This window comes from Acinetobacter sp. YH12235, from assembly GCF_013417705.1.
Taxonomy (GTDB): domain Bacteria; phylum Pseudomonadota; class Gammaproteobacteria; order Pseudomonadales; family Moraxellaceae; genus Acinetobacter.
Map to the genome: position 1 here is coordinate 17,270 of NZ_VPDL01000032.1, position 17,348 is coordinate 34,617.

Genomic DNA, 17,348 nt, shown 5'->3' on the forward strand with positions numbered 1-17,348 from the left:
GAATAACTAAAACATAGCTATAAAACTATCTATTTTCGACTGCACGTAAATAGTTGTACTCCGACTTTTTCTTATGAGATTTCAAGAAAACTAAAGCCTCAAGAATTTATTATCCGACAAATAACAACAATTTAAACTGATATTATTATAAAATAAGAGGCCTAACTATCTGCCAATAGTTAGACCCTTGGTTTATTTTCAACAATAAACTATTTGACAGTCACAGTAATACTACCGCTGTTGACAGCACCAATGGCGGTAGTTGTGATGCTGTTGTTAACAGCAGTTTGAGTTCCTTCTGCAATTGCACTTACAGATGCATCAATGGTACCTGCATTGTAAGCAATATTTGCTGCACTATAATTACTTAAAGTTTCATTGATTTGCTCACTGTAGTTGGTCGCCAGTGTAGTACTCACTACTTCTGAGATGTCTGAACTATCAGCAACCTCTGAGAGCTCTTCTACAGTTTCTGAGTTATTAGTTGCACTGGTAACTTCACTGAAGTCATAGTTATATGTCTCATCTGATACGTCTGATATCACGCTATTAAAGCTGCCTTGCTCTAGTGTAATACTACCTGTATTCGCGGCGCCAATTGCTGTAGTTTCAATCGTACCTTCAATTGAACTAATTGCATCCTGTGCTTCTCTTGATACCTCTCCTAATGCTTGTAAATCGACGCTGGCATCAACATCACCTGTATTTACTGCAAGATTCAAGGCAGAACCATTTTCCACCTGCTGAGAGATCAACTCCAGGGTCGCTTGTAAACCAGTATCTACGGTTACTTCAGTTGGTGTTTCATCATCTTGAGCATATGCCATACCTGCACCAGACAGGAAAGCGACGGATAAAGCGATTGTTTTGATCGTGTTTTTCATCGTTGTTTTTCCTTTTTTAGCTTTGAAATACTTCTCGCTCAGTATTTCTTTCTCATAATGGGAGCGAGCCCATTTTTACTGGTCAATTAATCACGCTGAGAACTTGACCAGTAATTTTCTATAACTTCAGGATTGGCATCCCACAACATGGATACTTTCTCCTCTTCTTTTTCTTTAGAATTCATTTCTTGCGAATCTTTTTTGTTCTTTATTACACCTGAAGAAGACGAAGCTTTTTTCTTACTGATATATTTAATTAAATCTTGTTTACTCATTTCAGGATCTGCTTCAGGATTCTGAATCACTTCGGATTCTTTGTTTTTAGGTGGCTTCGTATCCTTACTCGGTGAATTGGTCGATTTATTTTTTTCATTGGATGAAGAAGATTCTGTTGCAGCTGACTCCTGAACAGCAGTACTGGACGCTATACTATTTTGCTCCTGACTTTTTTTGTACTTATGCAAAGCCACAGAACTTCGTGTCAGATTGAGCTGACCATATTCAGGTGGTATTTGTGCACGACAACCTGCAAAGACTGGAGGTGGGACAACCTGACTGAGTAATTCAAAAGTGGCCAGATTCAACATTTGCCGTAAAGCAAAATTAGTCGCCTCACGTTCTCCTTTACCGATTTGAACATTTAACAAGGTACGTCCAGTAAACCGCCCGGCACTGACACCATAATCCTGTGCAGCAATCTGCTTTTGCAGCGATACATTCGCAACGACTTTACTCGTACGTGTATCGGTAAGAGATAAATCCAGACCAACCATAATACGGGTTTGACTGTAGTTCGGGCCAACACCCGCAATCTGCATATCAAATCCACCCCCCGGAATAAAATCCAGACTGTTAATACTGCCAGTCACATAATAATCAGAGGCCTGAATCTGTCTTGGATCCCGAATCCCCCACTTGGCTTCACTTTCAATAATTCGGGGATCACGTCGGTTCATTAAGTTGACTCCCGCCTGAAATAAAGCAGACTGCACCATATCTCCAGCGCCTTGAGTGACCATTTTCCCACTACCTCCATTGGTCACCACATCTTTACCGGTTTGATCCAGAATCGCACCCACAGAGAAGCTGACATCATTACGTAATTGCCCTTTTAAACAGGATAAAGCCATATCAAAAGGGGTAAAAATATCGGTAATAGGAGGTCCTTGTACCAGTTTCACCGGTTTCTTAGTGGAAAATGCATGTATTTACAACTCAGCTAAACTTCTCTGAATAAAATTCCACTAGAATCAAATTGGTATGAAATGTTCCTGACTTCAATATTCAGAACCTACATACTGTTGAGCCGGATGTGCTGAATAATTACTTGTCTAAGTAAGGTTCCATATCACACATTTGCTTAAAATGAATAAATACTAATCGCTGATGGAAAATCCTATGCAATGTCCTAAATGTGGTTCAACGGAAATTGAGCTACGCGATCACGAAAAGAATCTGAAAAAAATTGGTGGTATTTTAATGACCTCAGCCGGCGCCACGGCCGGTACAGTGGGTGGCGCAGCCTCTGGCGCTTCAATTGGCGCTGCCATTGGTACAGTCGCAGGTCCTTTAGGGGTAATTGTAGGCGGCACGGTGGGAACCTTCGTAGGCGCAATCAGCGTAGGCATTACTGGGGGCGTGGTCGGAAACTTCTTAGGTAAAAAAGCAGGTGTTTCTGTAGATCGCAATCTGTTTCTGGATTATCAGTGTCTGAATTGCAAACACAGATTCAGTCAAAAAGATCAAAAAGATCAAAAAGATCAAAAAGATCAAAAAGATCAAAAAGAAGATTAATAAAATCAAGGAAATGAAGCTGATTCTTCATTTCCTTTTTTAATTAATTTCTTAAGCCTGATAGAGTTTTAAAGCAACCTCGGCCAGACGTTTACCCTGTACTTCACACAAAATTTTCTCATCCTGGCTTAAGCCTTGGTCATGTCGTGGGCCACTCACATGACTTGCGCCATAAGGCGTACCACCACTTTTAGTATTAGACAAAGCTGGTGTCGCATTGCTTAATCCCATGATCATCATACCGTGATGAAACAATGGCGGTAGCATCGTCAGTAAAGTACTTTCCTGTCCGCCATGCATTGAGCCTGACGCGGTAAAAACACAGGCTGGCTTGCCATGCAAAGCACCATTCAGCCATAAACTGGTGGTCTGATCCCAAAAGTATTTCATTTCTGAAGCCATATTCCCAAAACGGGTGGGTGAACCTAATGCCAAAGCAGCACACTGGGCAAGATCATCTAAAGTACAGTAGATATCACCTTCTGCCGGAATACTCGGCTCTGCTTCTTTCACTACGGTCGCAATATTTGGAACAGTACGAATTTTTACAGCCATTCCTGCTGCTTCAACACCATTCGCAATCAGATGCGCCATTTCTTTGGTTGAGCCATATTTGCTGTAATATAAAACAAGGACATAAGGTTGCATAAAGTTCTTATTCATTACTTAAAAAAATAAAACTATACGGTATTTCGCAACTTTTTTGGGTAAGCTGAAGAATGAAAATTCATGATGAATAAAAAAATTGAGATTGAAAGCGCATGATCGTTGAATATTTAAAGAAGTTACCTTTTTATGAAAAACACTGGTTTCAATTTATTTTATTTGTACTACGGCGTTTCGAGGCTGACCGATGTCGTGAGCAGGCTGGTTCACTGACCTATACTACCCTGTTTGCTGTAGTTCCGATGCTGACCGTGTTTCTGGTCATTATCTCTTCAATCAGAGCATTGGAACCGGCACGACAACAGCTCCAACAGCTGATCTATAGTAACTTTTTACCTAAAACAACGATCGCTTTCGATAAAGCCCTCAATGCCTTCACGGAGAAGTCCAGCAATTTAACTATTATCGGTATTCTTTTCTTATTTATCACAACAGTACTGATGCTCAGTAGTATCGAAACGGTCTTTAACCGGATCTGGCGTGTGACTGAAACCCGCGGTGGCATTATCGGTTTTATGCGTTACTGGACCATAATTTCACTTGGTCCAATTTTGCTGGGCAGCGCCTTTGTGATTTCTTCTACTTTGGCCTCCATGAATATTCTCAGTAATAACTTTGCCGGTTATGAACTGGATGGTGCCTTTATTCTCTGGGTAATATCTTTTTCTCTGACCGTGCTTGGCTTTTTTATTCTGAACTGGACTATTCCCAATCGGAGTGTACCGCTCAAATCAGCTTTTATTGCCGGTCTGTTTAGTGCCATCGTCTTCGAACTTCTGAAAAACCTGTTCGGCTTTTTGATGTCAAACTTTACCAGTTATGAAATTGTTTACGGAGCTTTCGCAGCTGTCCCTATTTTCCTGCTCTGGATTTATCTGTCCTGGATTATTGTATTGCTGGGCGTGGAAATCAGCTATGCCCTGACTGCATTCGAATCTGGACAGGACAATAAGCGCCATCCAATCGTCATGTTGCTGGATCTATTAGAACTGTTTTATAAAAAGCAGAAAACTGGTGAAAGTGTCAGTGAAGCCCAGGCACTAGAAGTTTTGGGACGGGATGAAATTGGACGCTGGCCTAGCTATGTCAGCATGCTTGAAAAACAGAATCTGATTAAACGTACAGATGACAATGAATATGTGCTGGTACGCGATCTGGATCAGGTCAGCTTCTGGAATTTTTATCTACAGCTTCCTTATCCATTGCCGCGCAAACAGCATCTGACTGATGTGCATACTGATGATCTCTGGATGCAAAAGTTCTCACCTAAACTGAATGAAACTGATCAGTTTCTGGAAGAAAAGCTCAGTTTTCCATTATCAGAACTGTTCCGCAGTAAATAAATTCAATCCTCTCTTTTGAGAGGATTTTTTTAAATGAATTGGATCAATTGTCAGCAGATAATCATCCTTGCTGTCATTAAAGCTATAATCCAAAAACTAAGTGTCGTTATTTTCATTGACCGGATTTTTATATAGAGGTTTGAGTCTTGATCTGAGGCACAGGCTTGTTTAACCATCCCTGTAAACTCACCAGAATCACGCCCAGCATCACCATACAGGTCCCAACAATGAAATTGATCTCGATATGCTCATTTAGAATTAACACGCCAAACAGCATGCCAAATACTGGTGTTAAAAAGGAAAATACCCCTAATCGTGAAGCCAGATAATGTTTTAGCATCCAGAACCAGATCAGATAACTGGCGAAGGAAATCACCACCGTATGAAAAATCAGGCTAGAAATAGACAAGGTCGTCCATTGGATACTGGCTTGCCCAGTCAAAAAGGACAAAGGCAACAATACCATGCCAGCGATCAGCAATTGATAGAATAAGGTTTGGGTTGCAGGCGCTTCAGCCAGCGAGCTCAAACGTAGACTCACGGTCGTGGCTGCCCAGAACACGCCCGCCAGTAGCGCCAGAAAATCTCCCCATAAGGCATGAGATTGTAAAGCAGATCCTGTCTGCGGGCGCAGCAGGAAACTCACCACAATACCACTAAAGGCAAGAAAAATTCCTCCCCATTGCACATGAGACAAATGTTCCGCCGGCAGTTTCCAGTGCAAGCCCAAAGCCACAAAAATTGGTGCAGTATAGAGCAAGACAATGGTATGCGAAGCTGAGGTATAACGCAGCGCCTCACCCACCAGATAAAATTCAGCGGCAAACAGCACACCAACCAGTAAACCCGCAGATAAGTATCGTGCATTCCAAAGCTGACGGCGTACACTCTGCTGAATTAAAGGATAAACCATAAGTGCAGATAAGGCTGAACGTAATGCAATTTGCATCAGGGCAGAAATATCACTGGCCGCCCACTTCAGTACGACCTGCTGCAAACCCCACAACATACACAGTACAAACATGATGGCAGATGCTTTGACATCTAGTGCCTGACGATGATTCAAATATATTCCCGTTCTTGATTGGAGCCGCTACATACTAAAAATGTTAGAAGTAGAAGATATAACATCAAAATAGACATACGATGGGGGGATTCAGGCAATATTCGTGATGCGTAAAAAACGATTTAGACGCTATCCAATTTATATCTAGAAACTGAATGGCAACCGTGCCTGATCAGTCTGATAAATTATCCCTTGCTCATTACACTTTTCTAAACAAAATAAAGGAGCCCTTCGGCTCCTTGATCTCAAAAATCCGGTCTTACTTTACAAATGTCGTCCAGACATAATCCTGATTTTGGCCTTTTAGGGTCATTTTCAATTGATCACCAGATTGCAAGGCTGCCACCCCTGCTGGTGTACCGGTCATCACTACATCACCTTCTTCCAGTGTAAATAACTGACTAATGTCTGCCAATAAAGTTGCGATATCAAAAATCAATAAAGCTGTATCGCCTTTTTGACGCAGCTCATCATTGATCTCCAGCGTATAGTGCACATCTTTCCAGTCAGTAATGACATCGGCTACCGGTATCCAGTCTGCAAGTACACAAGAACCATCAAAAGCTTTGGCCCGTTCCCAAGGTTGACCTTTTTTCTTAAGGTCATCCTGCAGATCACGTAAGGTCAAATCCAGACCTAAAGTCACAGCACCAATTGCCTGCAAAACTTTGGCAGGATCATTTTCCTTGCTTAAGGTACGGTCAATACGCAAACTTAGTTCACACTCATAATGACAGTTACCCCAGTCCGGATTCCATTCAATACCAGCATCCAGTGATGTCAAAGCACTCGGTGGCTTGATAAACAGCACAGGACGATCAGGTACCGCATTTCCAAGCTCTTTGGCATGATCAGCATAACTGCGACCGACACAAACAATTTTCGATGGACGTGTACTCATGATCTCTTTCCTGTTCTTGATCTGTCTTATTTCTTGAAGGTATTTTCGAAAATGCTTTGCTCAGTACCATCTTTAAAGGCACGTTTTGGCACAATCACCACTGTACGGTTTTTCAGTTCCAGCATATAGGTCAGCTTGCCGATAGCAAAACTTTGTACTTCATTATAATGCACGACCTTGCTACGTCCGTTATTGAAAATTTCTGCATAGTCCTGAAACAGGTCAATGCCTTGTTCACTTTTTCCAAACTGATATTTTACAAACTGGCGCTTAAACATCATCGGCAGGAACCAGTAGCGCATGATGCCCTGTAAAATCAGGAAGAAGGCACCCAATGCCACATAATAACGGCCAACCCCATTCAGGTCCATTGAGAAGCCCCAGATAATAATCCCGATGCTAACCAAAGGCGTCAGAAAGCGTGAAATCTGTTTTTTGCCAAAAGTGGCCAGAGCAAATCCATCCTGAGATTCTTCTAAAGTAAGATAATAACGGGTGGATAAAGTTGGTGCTAACTCAGTCATAGCATCACATCAAAAATATAAAATCCTGATCCATACTATATCAAAATATGCTTAAAACTCATGGCTTATGCTATCAATTACATAACTTTGCTTTGGAAATAACTGAATTTAGTTTTAAATAAATCATGATTAAAACAAAAAATACACAACAGGATATTGGATGAAAGGATTAATCCCCTATCTGCTGATAAGTAGTACCTTATGTGCAATCTCACCGGCTTTTGCAAAAATAACGCCATGGACCCCTAATCTGCCAAGCAGTCTTGATGTATTTCAAGGCAATTCTCAGCAACTGGCTGAACTCACTGGCGAACGTATCCTGATTTATGCGCATCCTGCCAGCAAAACCCATCTACCGACTTTTAAAACGGCTTCTAGTAGCAAATCCCAGTTTTATAGTGCGGCTGTAGTCTTGCCTGCATCCGAAGCACAAGTCGAAAAATTACTGCAACATTATCCGAATTATGTCGGCCTGTTTCCGACCCTAAAATCCGCCAAGGTGATTGAACAGCAAGGTAGCATTCAACAAGTCAAATATCAGGTGCATATTCCTACCCCAATCCCGGTCTTAAACTTTAAAGAAACTGTGGTGATGCAGCATCATCTGGAAAATAACAGTATCAGCACACTAATTCTGGACGCGCCAATTCCCTATGGGGCCGGAAAGCTGGAATGGTTTGCACTGAGCCCCAATAAAACCTTAGTAACGGTGACGCAATGGGGTGATCTAAACCAGCCGCGAGGTTTTCTATTTAGCAAGATTCTAAATACCCTGCCGGAAGCCAAACTCGGCATTCCTGCTGGCACCAATGCCTTTCTGCTTGAAGCTTTACAACAGCGTTTTAAATATCCTGCTGCTACAATTTTAAATATGGCAATACCCCAAGTTCAGCTCAGCAATCAGCAAACTCAGAAAATTGCCCAGCTTAGTCAAAAATCAGGACAACCTGTCAGCTTTATTTTGCCCAATTATCAGGTCAAGGCCGGTAAAGGTTCAGAAAATCTAAGATTCAGTACTACCTATCAATATTTCTCACATCCAACTGAGAAGCTGCAGCCTTGGTTATCGGCTCAGGCCAGCCAGAAACTCTTTCCGCGACAAATCAAAAAAGTGGAACTGAACCCAGTCAACCCGCAAAGTATTGATGCCAACTACAAGGTATCAGTCGGCTTGGGCGTCATTCAGATTCCCTTTAATTTTAAAATGCGTTTTGAACAGCCAAATACCTTACAAAACCAATTCTATGCTAATGGCGGAGATTTAAAATTTGTACGGGGTGGAATGAAGCTTTTGCCGCAATCTCAGGGAACGCTATTCCAAATCACCAGTTCCATGAAAATTCATGATCAGGCGCCTTTTTTACTGAAAGCCATGCGCAGCCTTCCCTATCATGACATGTTGCCGGCAGTTGGTGGTAATACCGTCTATGCCTTAAAAGTACAGCAGAAATTAAAATCTTAAGTTCATGTCTAATTATTGGTTTTTTATATGAAAAATTAAAAACTAAAGACGTAAAAAAACCGCATCAATGTGCGGTTTTTTCAGAATTCTTTATCAAGATTGGTGCGCTCAGAGAGATTCGAACTCCCGACCCCTTAGTTCGTAGCCAAGTGCTCTATCCAGCTGAGCTATGAGCGCGACGTCTTGATGGGGTGCATTATATAGAGTTTTCAGCACTTGTTAAGTGTTTTTTAATAAAATTATAACCGAACGTACAGTAATTAAACGATACTACAATATTTCAGTTTTTTTGATGAAAATTCCTGCAAATTTAGAGTTAAAAGCAATAACCCAGACTTGGCAAAATTTCAGGATTAGCTAAATTAATCTTTCAGTTACCTCATATTCATTTGCTCACAGCCTAATAGAGCTATTCTCCAACCAGGCCAGTTTTAACCTTGCCTGCCCGCTGATAACAGCTCAATACCACGCCATTTGAAGTCACTTGATGATCTGTCAGTGCAAATGCTGCTGGCATAGAGTCTTCAGCAAATAGACGTTTTCCTTTGCCCAATATTATAGGAAAGGTCATTATTAAATAGAGTTCATCCACAAGATCATGTTTAAAAAGCGCCTGTACCACTGCAGCACTGCCATACACCCGAATATTCCCCTCCCCTGAAGCCTTCAGGTTAATGATCTCATCAATACTTTTTAGAAAGATCGTATTTTGCCAGTCCAAGTGATCCAAACTGGTGGATAGCACATATTTATTTACTTCATTAATTCCTGGCCAGTCTTCAGCATGCTTCGGCCAGTAAGGCTCAAAAATCTGAAAGGTATTCTTACCAATCAGAATATCGGTAGACTGCATCCATTTTTGCATGATGCGATCAAATGCTGCATCGGGTTCAGCACTAAAATACGGCGCCACCCAGCCACCATATTGAAAGCCACCAGATGTATCTTCTTCCGGGCCGCCGGGTGCCTGCATTACACCATCTAGAGTCAGAAATTCCTGGACAATAATTTTTCTCATTACGCTGCCCTTATTTTTATTGAGTCATCTAGGATTTATTTTTAGCATGTGATTCAGGCGGATTCTGTAAATTTTAGGCACAAAAAAACCGCAACATGTGCGGTTCATTGTTCAAGTTGGTGCGCTCAGAGAGATTCGAACTCCCGACCCCTTAGTTCGTAGCCAAGTGCTCTATCCAGCTGAGCTATGAGCGCGTAACTTGTGTCGTCTTTATTAGACTGCGTTATTTTCCGGTTTACTTATTGGTGCGCTCAGAGAGATTCGAACTCCCGACCCCTTAGTTCGTAGCCAAGTGCTCTATCCAGCTGAGCTATGAGCGCGACATAAGTAAAGTGGCGGTGAGAGAGGGATTCGAACCCTCGATACAGTTGCCCGTATGCGTCCTTAGCAGGGACGTGGTTTCAGCCACTCACCCATCTCACCGTAACGTGCCGCCATAATACAAATTTCGGCATAGCACTGCAAGCACAGCTTGAAAAAAAACTGCATATTTTTGCTCGTTTAAATACTTTTTAAACAATTTCCCTGTTTTTAGTCATTTAAGTCCTGAAAAAACCCGATAAATTTCCAGTTATCTAAAATTAGCCAAAAATCGAAAACTTAAACAGATTATTGCAATCATTTACGTGCAGTCTGCACTGACATGACTTATGCTAAACCTATCTCCAAGGACACTTTAAAGATATGATGAAAAATTGGGTCGATCCTGAAGCAAAAGCTGAAGCCGAACGTTATGACAACCCTATTCCAAGCCGTACCCTGATTCTCGAAACTATAGAAGAAAAAACTGCCCTGTCCCATGCTGACCTGGTGGAATATTTTGAAATTGCCGATCAAAAAAGTATTGATGCCCTGAGCCATCGTCTGATTGCGATGGTACGTGACGGGCAATTGATGAAAGACGGTTACAAGTTCCAGATCGCGGCGGAACAGCCTGAGCATGAAGCAACGGTATATATCAACTCCAAGGGAAGCGGCACAGCCAATATTTCAGGTGAAGATGACCTGCTCTTACCTGAACGTGAATTGCGTCAGGTCTTTAACGGTGACCGTGTCAAAGTCCGTCAGACCTCAGTAGACCGCAAAGGTAAGGCCTGGGGCTTTATTACCGAGGTTTTGCAGCATCGTGTCAAACAGATCATTGGTAAAGTGTCTGAATATGAAGGCGAATATTTTGTTCAGCCAGCTAATCCAAATGCACATCAGCCTATTACTCTAGAAAAAGAGCTGATCGAGCATGCCCAGGTCAAAGTCGGCGATTCAATCCGCGTGGCAATTGATACCTACCCAACCAAAGAAGAATTTGCGACTGGCCATATTGTGCAGTCGATGGCAGACAAAGCCGATACCGAAATCATCATTCCACAGACGATTCTGGAATATGGCCTGCCATATGAATTCCCTGAAGAAGTCTTGAAAGAAGCGGAAAGCTTTAAAGAGCCTTCTGCCAAAGACCGTGACGGCCGTGTCGATCTACGTGATTTAGCGCTTGTCACCATTGACGGGGAAGATGCACGTGACTTTGATGATGCGGTCTATGCAGAAAAACGTCCGGGCGGTGGTTATCGTGTCGTCGTGGCAATTGCTGATGTGAGTCATTATGTACGTCCGGGCAAACCACTGGATGATGAAGCGCAAGAACGCGGGACATCCGTGTATTTCCCACACTTCGTTTTACCAATGTTGCCTGAAGCACTCTCTAATGGCCTGTGTTCATTAAATCCGAATGTCGATCGCCTGTGCATGGTCTGTGACCTGAAACTGTCACGTGCTGGCCGAGTCACTGGGTATGAATTCTATCCTTCAGTCATGCATTCCAAGGCACGTCTGACCTATGATCAGGTCGCGAAGTATTTTGAAGGTGACAGTACAGCAATCACTGAAGATCGTAGTGTACGTAAATCACTAAATACCCTGTTCCAGTTGTATCAGATTCTAAAAGGCTTACGTGCTGAACGTAATGCGATGGAATTCGAAACCATTGAAACCTATATGACTTTCGATGAGCTGGGTGGTATTAATGAGATTCTGCCACGTACCCGCAATGACGCGCATAAGCTGATTGAAGAATGTATGTTGCTAGCCAACGTTGCAGCAGCTGAATATGCATTGAAAAATGAAATACCGATGCTGTACCGGGTGCATCAACCCCCTGAGTTCTCACGTATCCAGAAAGTTCGTGATTTCGTGAAACTGCTGGGTCTGCCATTCCCGGAACAGCCAACCCAAGCTGACTATCAAGCGGTGATTGAAGCGACCAAAGACCGGATTGATGCGCCAAGTATTCATGCCGTGTTATTACGCTCCATGATGCAGGCCTATTACGGTGCCGACAATGCTGGTCACTTTGGTCTGGCTTATGAAGCGTATACACACTTCACTTCTCCAATTCGCCGTTACCCGGATCTGTTATTACATCGTGCTATCAAAGCTCATTTGAGTAAAAAGCCATATCCAATTTCAGGTGCATCTTTAGATGATGCCGGTGAGCATTTCTCAGCGACAGAACGCCGTGCTGATGAAGCCTCCCGCTCTGTAACGACCTGGCTGAAATGTCACTATATGCAGCAACATCTTGGTGAAGAGTTCGTCGGAATTATCAGTGCAACGGCTGAATTTGGTTTGTTTGTCACGCTGAAAGACCTCTATGTCGATGGTATGGTGCATGTTAGCCAGTTGGGCGATGACTTCTTTGTCTTTGATCAAAGCAGCCAGAGTCTGGTCGGCCAGAACCGTGGCCAGATCTTTGGTCTGGGTGATGAAGTCAAGATCAAGGTCGCTGGAGTCAATCTGGAAGAACGCAAAATTGACTTTGAATTGATCCAGCAACTGACTCATGCGGGTCGTCCAATTCGCGCCCGTGCTCCACGTGTCGCAGAAAAAAAACCTGCACCACGTCCGGAAGCAAAAGAGGAAGTCTTCAATAATCATGAGTGTGCGCAAAAAGCCCAGCCCAGTGATGATGGAGAACAGCCCATACGACGCAAAAAAGACAAATCCAAGCCCAGTTCCTACAGCAAAAAGCCTGCTAAAAAATCTGCAGGAAAGTCTGAAGCAAAGGCTAAAGATAAAGTAAAGAAAAAAGCCAAGATCAAAAAGAAAAAGTCGAATGCAAAAGCCAAGACTGAATAATTTCTGATGATCATAAAAAGAGCGCTACGGCGCTCTTTTTATTTTATAATGCAGTTAAATAACGACTAAAAAAATATCATGCTTATTGCATCAAATAATAAACAGCATTTACATATCTATGCGATTCTAATTTTTACGATTTTGATCCTCAGTGACTTTATTGCACTCAAGTATTTTAATTTTGTAGCAACGCCACTTACGAATTATTTTGCATTGATTATAAGCTGTGTCATATGTATTGGAATATTGCTGTATTTTATAAGACTCAAACAGCATGGTTTATGGTTTCCACCTTATCATTGGCGTAATTTCAGAAAGTGCCCCAATTTTTATAGTCTTTTTATCTTTCCTTCGGTCATGATCTCAGCACTTTGGATTAATCTGACCACCTATCCACCCTATCTTTATACGAAGCTGACAGGCGAAACTAACAGTATTTCGATTACTACTCAGGCTGGGAAATTCAAAGGTGTTCGAAATCATATCTCTTATGCCTTTGACACAGAATATAGACATTTACCGGTTATGGAGTTATCTGCTTCTGAGTTTCTGCTTTATCAAAATAAACCCGTTGAACTACAGCTTAAGCTTACAACAAGTAATTTAGGCAGCATTGTGCATGAGATTGAAGAGATCAGGATCCAGTCTGAAGTCGAATAAATAATACCGTCGTATGCTTGATTTCCCTGCCAATAAGCCCTACATCTAGATTTAACACAGGAAATGACTTCGGCAGAAACGACATGACATTAGAAAAAGCAACTTTACCCGTTCCACAATTCGATCAGATTACGCTGGCAGATCTTAAACAAAAAATTGAAAACTGCATTCAGCAAGGTTTGCAATTTCTAAATGAACTGAACCAGACACCTGATACTGTCCAGGAACAACTTGCTGTTCTGAAACAGGTCGACACGCTAGAAAATAATATGAGCGAGTCCTGGGGTGTTTTGTCGCATCTCAACGCAGTCATGAATAATAGTGAAACCCGTGATGTCTATCAGGCATTATTACCGGGTCTAAGTGATTACTATACCCAGTTGGGCCAGCATACGGCGCTATATCAAACCTATCAGCATGTACAGGATGCACCGGTCTTCAATGAACTGCCGGAAGCTCAGCAAAGTGCAATTAAACTGGCGCTACGTGACTTTAAATTGTCAGGTGTGGCTCTAGAGGGTGAAGCCAAAAAACGCTATGCAGAAATTTCTGCACGTTTGTCACAACTTTCCTCAGATTTCTCCAATCATGTACTGGATGCAACTCAAGCTTATTTCAGACCGCTTAAGGAAGAAGAATTAGCGGGCCTGTCTGAAAGCAATATTGAACTCTTAAAACAGTATGGCCAGCAACGTGAACTGGATCAGCCGGTTGCCACTTTAGATTTCCCGTCTTATCTGGCAATTATGACTCATGCCGAAGATCGTGGCCTGCGTGAAGAACTCTATAAAGCCTATACCACACGCGCGTCAGATCAGTCCGAACAGACTGAATTTGACAATACAGCCATCATGGAAGAAATCCTGAAATTACGTCAGGAAATGGCAGCACTATTAGGCTTTAATAACTATGCCGAATATTCGCTGGCCAGCAAAATGGCGCCAAATGTCGAAGCTGTCGATGAATTCCTGCGTGATCTGGCGGAACATGCCCGTGCGCCTGCTAAACAGGAAGTGGCTGAACTGAAAGCCATTGCTGCTAAAGATGGTATTACTGAATTAAAGCCCTGGGACAGCAGTTACTATTCTGAAAAGCTGAAAATGCAGCAGTTTAATCTGTCTCAGGAATCGCTAAAACCCTACTTCCCGGCTCCAAAAATTCTGCAAGGCCTGTTCAGTATCCTGAAACGTTTATATGACATTCAGGTGGTTGAACGTGAAGCGCCAGTCTGGCATCCAGATACGCGTTATTTTGAACTGGAAGATCAGGGCGAAGTGATTGGCGGTTTCTATTTCGATCTCTATGCACGTCAGGGCAAACGTGGCGGTGCCTGGATGAGCGGCTTCCGTTCACGCATGCAAATTGCTGAAGGCCTGCAAAAACCAATCTGTTATATGGTAGCAAACTTTACTCCACCTGTGGGTAACCGCCCTGCACTACTGACTCATGATGAAGTGATTACCCTGTTTCATGAGTTTGGTCACGGTCTGCATCATATGCTGACAGAGGTGGACAATATTGCCGTGGCTGGTACGCATGGCGTGGATTGGGATGCTGTCGAACTACCAAGCCAGTTTATGGAATTCTGGGCCTGGGATCAGGACAGTTTAAACCTGCTCAGCGAACATATCGAAACCAAGGAAGTCTTACCTGCTGACTTGTTAAAAGCTTTATTAGATGCCCGTTTCTTCCAGTCCGGTATGCAAACTTTGCGTCAGCTGGAATTTGCTTTATTCGACCTGACCATTCACCGTGCCAATCCGGCATTGAGTGCTGAACAGATTCAGGCAACCTTAAACGAGATTCGTGAAAAATATGCCGTTTTACCTACTACAGCATATAACCGATTCCAGCACAGCTTCAGTCATATCTTCGCGGGTGGATATGCAGCGGGCTATTATTCTTATAAATGGGCAGAAGTTTTGGCCAGTGATGCCTTCGATCGCTTCGAAGAAGAAGGAATTTTTAACACTGAAACCGGAAAGCAGTTTAGACAAAAAATTCTAGCAGTTGGCGGAAAAGATACAGCACTTGACGCATTTATCAATTTCCGCGGACGCGAGCCAAAAATAGATGCTTTGTTACGTCATCAAGGTTGGACGAACCGCTCTAAAAACGCTTAAACTACGTTTTTAAGTAAATCACAGGGTGAGTATGATGGCTATCAAACGTCGTTTCATTGCAGGCGCAAAATGTCCTAAATGTCAGGCGTTGGATCGGATCGTTATGCTGACCTCTGGTGAAGCTGAATGGATTGAATGTATCGAATGTGGGTATGAAGAAAACCGTCCTACCCATATCGAGGAACCTGAGTCACCAGCCGTTCCGGATGAAATTGGTGTGATTCAGTTTAAACCCCGTCAGCCAAAAGAATAATTTCGGGAACCTAAATGACTCTAGATCATCGACAAAATCCTAAACTTTTATGGGGAATAGTGAGTGGATTAATTGTTGTGATTATTGCTGTTTTAATAATTACACAGTTTTTTCTCACGCAAAATGAAACATTACCGGCACATCAGGGTGACTTGATGCACGCACCGGTGACACAAGCTGCACCTAAAGCAGAACCTGAACCGGAAGAAATTGTGCCTACTTCTGAAAATGTCTTGGTCGATGCCTCTATTATAAGAGAAGAAGTCACTGAAAATGCCACTTTGGCGAAAGAAGAAATTGCCAAACTGGAAGATATTCAGCAACAGCTCAATGAGCAGGAAAAAAGCCTGAAGCAACAGCATAGTGATGCGGATGAGCTGATTAAACTCAAAGAGGAACAAATCAAGTTACTCGAAGCACAACTGGCACAATAGTCAGAATGAGTTAGGGATTTTCAGCTAGAATATCCACAGATTTTCTAGCTAAGTTCCCTCATGAGTGTAGCCTCCCCCTCGCATCTGGTTAAGGCAATTGTCTTTCTGACCTGTTCCGCTTTTTTGTTTTCAGTCATGGGCGTCTGTATCCGCTTCGCCTCACACACCGTTGACAATGCCACTGTGGTATTTTTCCGGAATTTTGTCGGCCTGTTTATTTTTCTTCCTTTAATCTTCAATAAAGGCATTAACTTTTTTAAAACTGAAAAACTCTGGATGCACACCTGGCGTTCTGTCGCAGGTCTGACGGCGATGTATGGATTTTTCTATGCCATTGCACATTTAAAGCTCTCCAATGCCATGGTCTTTACCTATTCCTCACCAATTTTTATTCCGCTGATTGCTTGGCTGTTTCTAAAAGAAAAAGTCACTCAAAGCATGTTACTGGCTGCTGCGATCGGTTTTATTGGCGTGTTGTGCGTAGCTAAGCCTGATTCCGGTTTATTTAACCTAATGTCTGTGATTGGCTTGAGTGCCAGCTTCTTGGCTGCTATGGCTTTTGTCACGGTTCGCGCATTGACCCAGACCGAACCACCAGAACGAATTGTGTTTTATTTCTGTCTGATCGGCACCCTGATTTTCATGATTCCAATGTTCTGGCATTGGCGTCCTTATACCCTGACTGAACTCGGTTATTTAATTGCAGCCGGTTTATTGGCAAATACCAGCCAGTTATTTCTATCCAATGCTTATAAACTGGCACCTGCTGGTCAGATTGGACCAGTGAACTATATTGCGATTTTCTTCGCTGGCTTATGGGGCTATTTATTCTGGCAGGAAGTTCCGGATCTCTATAGCCTGCTCGGATTAGGGCTGATTTTTTGTGGGATTTTACTGTGTAGTCCTGTTTTACAAAATAAGCTTAGGCTGCGTTAAGGCCACAATAAAAAAAGCACCCGAAGGCACTGCTGTCCCATAGTTTGCTTTAAATAAAAAAACCTGAGTCCTAACAGTTAAAATATGAGTGCAAACAAACACTTTAACGACCAGGATTCAGGTTTTGTCACATCAGAATACCGTATTTCATG

Annotated in this window: 15 protein-coding genes, 4 tRNA genes and 1 pseudogene; 9 read left to right on the forward strand and 11 right to left on the reverse strand. The window is 42.6% G+C overall.

What is annotated here, in order from left to right; translation table 11 throughout:
- Window positions 1-209: 209 nt before the first annotated feature.
- Both FTV13_RS13830 and FTV13_RS13835 read right to left on the reverse strand, forming a co-directional pair.
- Complete coding sequence (locus FTV13_RS13830; RefSeq protein ID WP_180012349.1) at window positions 210-884, reverse strand: hypothetical protein; 675 nt, start codon at window positions 882-884, stop codon at window positions 210-212.
- Between the two features lie 86 nt (window positions 885-970).
- Window positions 971-2,080: pseudogene (locus FTV13_RS13835) on the reverse strand (CsgG/HfaB family protein); the annotation flags it as partial.
- A 190-nt stretch (window positions 2,081-2,270) separates the two neighbouring features.
- On the opposite strand from FTV13_RS13835, the gene FTV13_RS13840 reads away from it, so the two are divergent.
- Complete coding sequence (locus FTV13_RS13840) at window positions 2,271-2,678, forward strand: hypothetical protein (protein WP_171069954.1); 408 nt, start codon at window positions 2,271-2,273, stop codon at window positions 2,676-2,678.
- Window positions 2,679-2,729: 51 nt separating this feature from the next.
- On the opposite strand, the gene wrbA is transcribed toward FTV13_RS13840, so the two are convergent.
- Window positions 2,730-3,326 carry an NAD(P)H:quinone oxidoreductase gene (gene wrbA / locus FTV13_RS13845; protein WP_166135591.1) on the reverse strand — a complete coding sequence of 199 codons (597 nt, stop codon included), beginning with the start codon at window positions 3,324-3,326 and terminating at the stop codon, window positions 2,730-2,732.
- A 113-nt stretch (window positions 3,327-3,439) separates the two neighbouring features.
- On the opposite strand from wrbA, the gene FTV13_RS13850 reads away from it, so the two are divergent.
- Window positions 3,440-4,687, forward strand: a complete 1,248-nt coding sequence (locus FTV13_RS13850) for a YihY family inner membrane protein (protein ID WP_180012350.1) — start codon at window positions 3,440-3,442, stop codon at window positions 4,685-4,687.
- A gap of 127 nt (window positions 4,688-4,814) precedes the next feature.
- Here FTV13_RS13850 and FTV13_RS13855 read toward each other — a convergent pair whose 3' ends face one another.
- The 3 genes from FTV13_RS13855 to FTV13_RS13865 form a co-directional block, all read right to left on the reverse strand.
- Window positions 4,815-5,753: a DMT family transporter gene (locus tag FTV13_RS13855; RefSeq protein ID WP_180012352.1), complete on the reverse strand. Its 939-nt coding sequence runs from the start codon at window positions 5,751-5,753 to the stop codon at window positions 4,815-4,817.
- A gap of 259 nt (window positions 5,754-6,012) precedes the next feature.
- Window positions 6,013-6,654, reverse strand: a complete 642-nt coding sequence (locus FTV13_RS13860) for a fumarylacetoacetate hydrolase family protein (RefSeq protein WP_180012355.1) — start codon at window positions 6,652-6,654, stop codon at window positions 6,013-6,015.
- Between the two features lie 26 nt (window positions 6,655-6,680).
- Window positions 6,681-7,178, reverse strand: a complete 498-nt coding sequence (locus FTV13_RS13865) for a YcxB family protein (RefSeq protein ID WP_180012357.1) — start codon at window positions 7,176-7,178, stop codon at window positions 6,681-6,683.
- A 160-nt stretch (window positions 7,179-7,338) separates the two neighbouring features.
- Here FTV13_RS13865 and FTV13_RS13870 point away from each other — a divergent pair, with 160 nt between their 5' ends.
- Window positions 7,339-8,640, forward strand: a complete 1,302-nt coding sequence (locus tag FTV13_RS13870) for an SRPBCC family protein (protein ID WP_180012359.1) — start codon at window positions 7,339-7,341, stop codon at window positions 8,638-8,640.
- 100 nt (window positions 8,641-8,740) lie between these two features.
- Here the strand turns inward: FTV13_RS13870 and FTV13_RS13875 are convergent.
- From FTV13_RS13875 to FTV13_RS13895, 5 genes are all read right to left on the reverse strand, one after another.
- Window positions 8,741-8,817 (reverse strand) — tRNA-Arg (locus tag FTV13_RS13875).
- Between the two features lie 232 nt (window positions 8,818-9,049).
- The gene (locus tag FTV13_RS13880) at window positions 9,050-9,658 is read right to left on the reverse strand and encodes a dihydrofolate reductase family protein (protein ID WP_180012361.1); all 609 of its coding nucleotides are present in this window, start codon (window positions 9,656-9,658) and stop codon (window positions 9,050-9,052) included.
- Window positions 9,659-9,775: 117 nt separating this feature from the next.
- A tRNA-Arg gene (locus FTV13_RS13885) sits at window positions 9,776-9,852 on the reverse strand.
- Window positions 9,853-9,901: 49 nt separating this feature from the next.
- Window positions 9,902-9,978, reverse strand: a tRNA-Arg gene (locus tag FTV13_RS13890).
- A gap of 13 nt (window positions 9,979-9,991) precedes the next feature.
- Window positions 9,992-10,081, reverse strand: a tRNA-Ser gene (locus FTV13_RS13895).
- Window positions 10,082-10,342: 261 nt separating this feature from the next.
- Here FTV13_RS13895 and rnr point away from each other — a divergent pair.
- From rnr to FTV13_RS13925, 6 genes are all read left to right on the forward strand, one after another.
- Complete coding sequence (gene rnr, locus FTV13_RS13900) at window positions 10,343-12,790, forward strand: ribonuclease R (protein ID WP_180012363.1); 2,448 nt, start codon at window positions 10,343-10,345, stop codon at window positions 12,788-12,790.
- Window positions 12,791-12,868: 78 nt separating this feature from the next.
- Window positions 12,869-13,450 (forward strand): hypothetical protein, encoded by a 582-nt coding sequence (locus tag FTV13_RS13905; protein ID WP_180012364.1) that lies wholly within the window; start codon window positions 12,869-12,871, stop codon window positions 13,448-13,450.
- Between the two features lie 83 nt (window positions 13,451-13,533).
- Window positions 13,534-15,573 carry a M3 family metallopeptidase gene (locus FTV13_RS13910; RefSeq protein ID WP_180012366.1) on the forward strand — a complete coding sequence of 680 codons (2,040 nt, stop codon included), beginning with the start codon at window positions 13,534-13,536 and terminating at the stop codon, window positions 15,571-15,573.
- A gap of 40 nt (window positions 15,574-15,613) precedes the next feature.
- Complete coding sequence (locus FTV13_RS13915; RefSeq protein ID WP_171064841.1) at window positions 15,614-15,826, forward strand: YheV family putative zinc ribbon protein; 213 nt, start codon at window positions 15,614-15,616, stop codon at window positions 15,824-15,826.
- Between the two features lie 14 nt (window positions 15,827-15,840).
- Complete coding sequence (locus FTV13_RS13920) at window positions 15,841-16,260, forward strand: hypothetical protein (RefSeq protein WP_034169654.1); 420 nt, start codon at window positions 15,841-15,843, stop codon at window positions 16,258-16,260.
- A gap of 60 nt (window positions 16,261-16,320) precedes the next feature.
- Entirely contained in the window at window positions 16,321-17,196 is an 876-nt protein-coding gene (locus FTV13_RS13925; protein WP_180012368.1) for a DMT family transporter, read from the forward strand.
- The last annotated feature ends 152 nt before the right edge of the window (window positions 17,197-17,348 follow it).

Excerpts from the sequence above, each read along its gene's own strand:
- FTV13_RS13840 (WP_171069954.1), top strand. The coding sequence starts at position 2,271 with ATGGAAAATCCTATGCAATGTCCTAAATGTGGTTCAACGGAAATTGAG.
- rnr (WP_180012363.1), top strand. The coding sequence starts at position 10,343 with ATGATGAAAAATTGGGTCGATCCTGAAGCAAAAGCTGAAGCCGAACGT.
- FTV13_RS13830 (WP_180012349.1), bottom strand. The coding sequence starts at position 884 with ATGAAAAACACGATCAAAACAATCGCTTTATCCGTCGCTTTCCTGTCT.
- FTV13_RS13905 (WP_180012364.1), top strand. The coding sequence starts at position 12,869 with ATGCTTATTGCATCAAATAATAAACAGCATTTACATATCTATGCGATT.
- FTV13_RS13880 (WP_180012361.1), bottom strand. The coding sequence starts at position 9,658 with ATGAGAAAAATTATTGTCCAGGAATTTCTGACTCTAGATGGTGTAATG.
- FTV13_RS13850 (WP_180012350.1), top strand. The coding sequence starts at position 3,440 with ATGATCGTTGAATATTTAAAGAAGTTACCTTTTTATGAAAAACACTGG.
- FTV13_RS13865 (WP_180012357.1), bottom strand. The coding sequence starts at position 7,178 with ATGACTGAGTTAGCACCAACTTTATCCACCCGTTATTATCTTACTTTA.
- FTV13_RS13910 (WP_180012366.1), top strand. The coding sequence starts at position 13,534 with ATGACATTAGAAAAAGCAACTTTACCCGTTCCACAATTCGATCAGATT.
- wrbA (WP_166135591.1), bottom strand. The coding sequence starts at position 3,326 with ATGCAACCTTATGTCCTTGTTTTATATTACAGCAAATATGGCTCAACC.
- FTV13_RS13920 (WP_034169654.1), top strand. The coding sequence starts at position 15,841 with ATGACTCTAGATCATCGACAAAATCCTAAACTTTTATGGGGAATAGTG.
- FTV13_RS13860 (WP_180012355.1), bottom strand. The coding sequence starts at position 6,654 with ATGAGTACACGTCCATCGAAAATTGTTTGTGTCGGTCGCAGTTATGCT.
- FTV13_RS13925 (WP_180012368.1), top strand. The coding sequence starts at position 16,321 with ATGAGTGTAGCCTCCCCCTCGCATCTGGTTAAGGCAATTGTCTTTCTG.
- FTV13_RS13870 (WP_180012359.1), top strand. The coding sequence starts at position 7,339 with ATGAAAGGATTAATCCCCTATCTGCTGATAAGTAGTACCTTATGTGCA.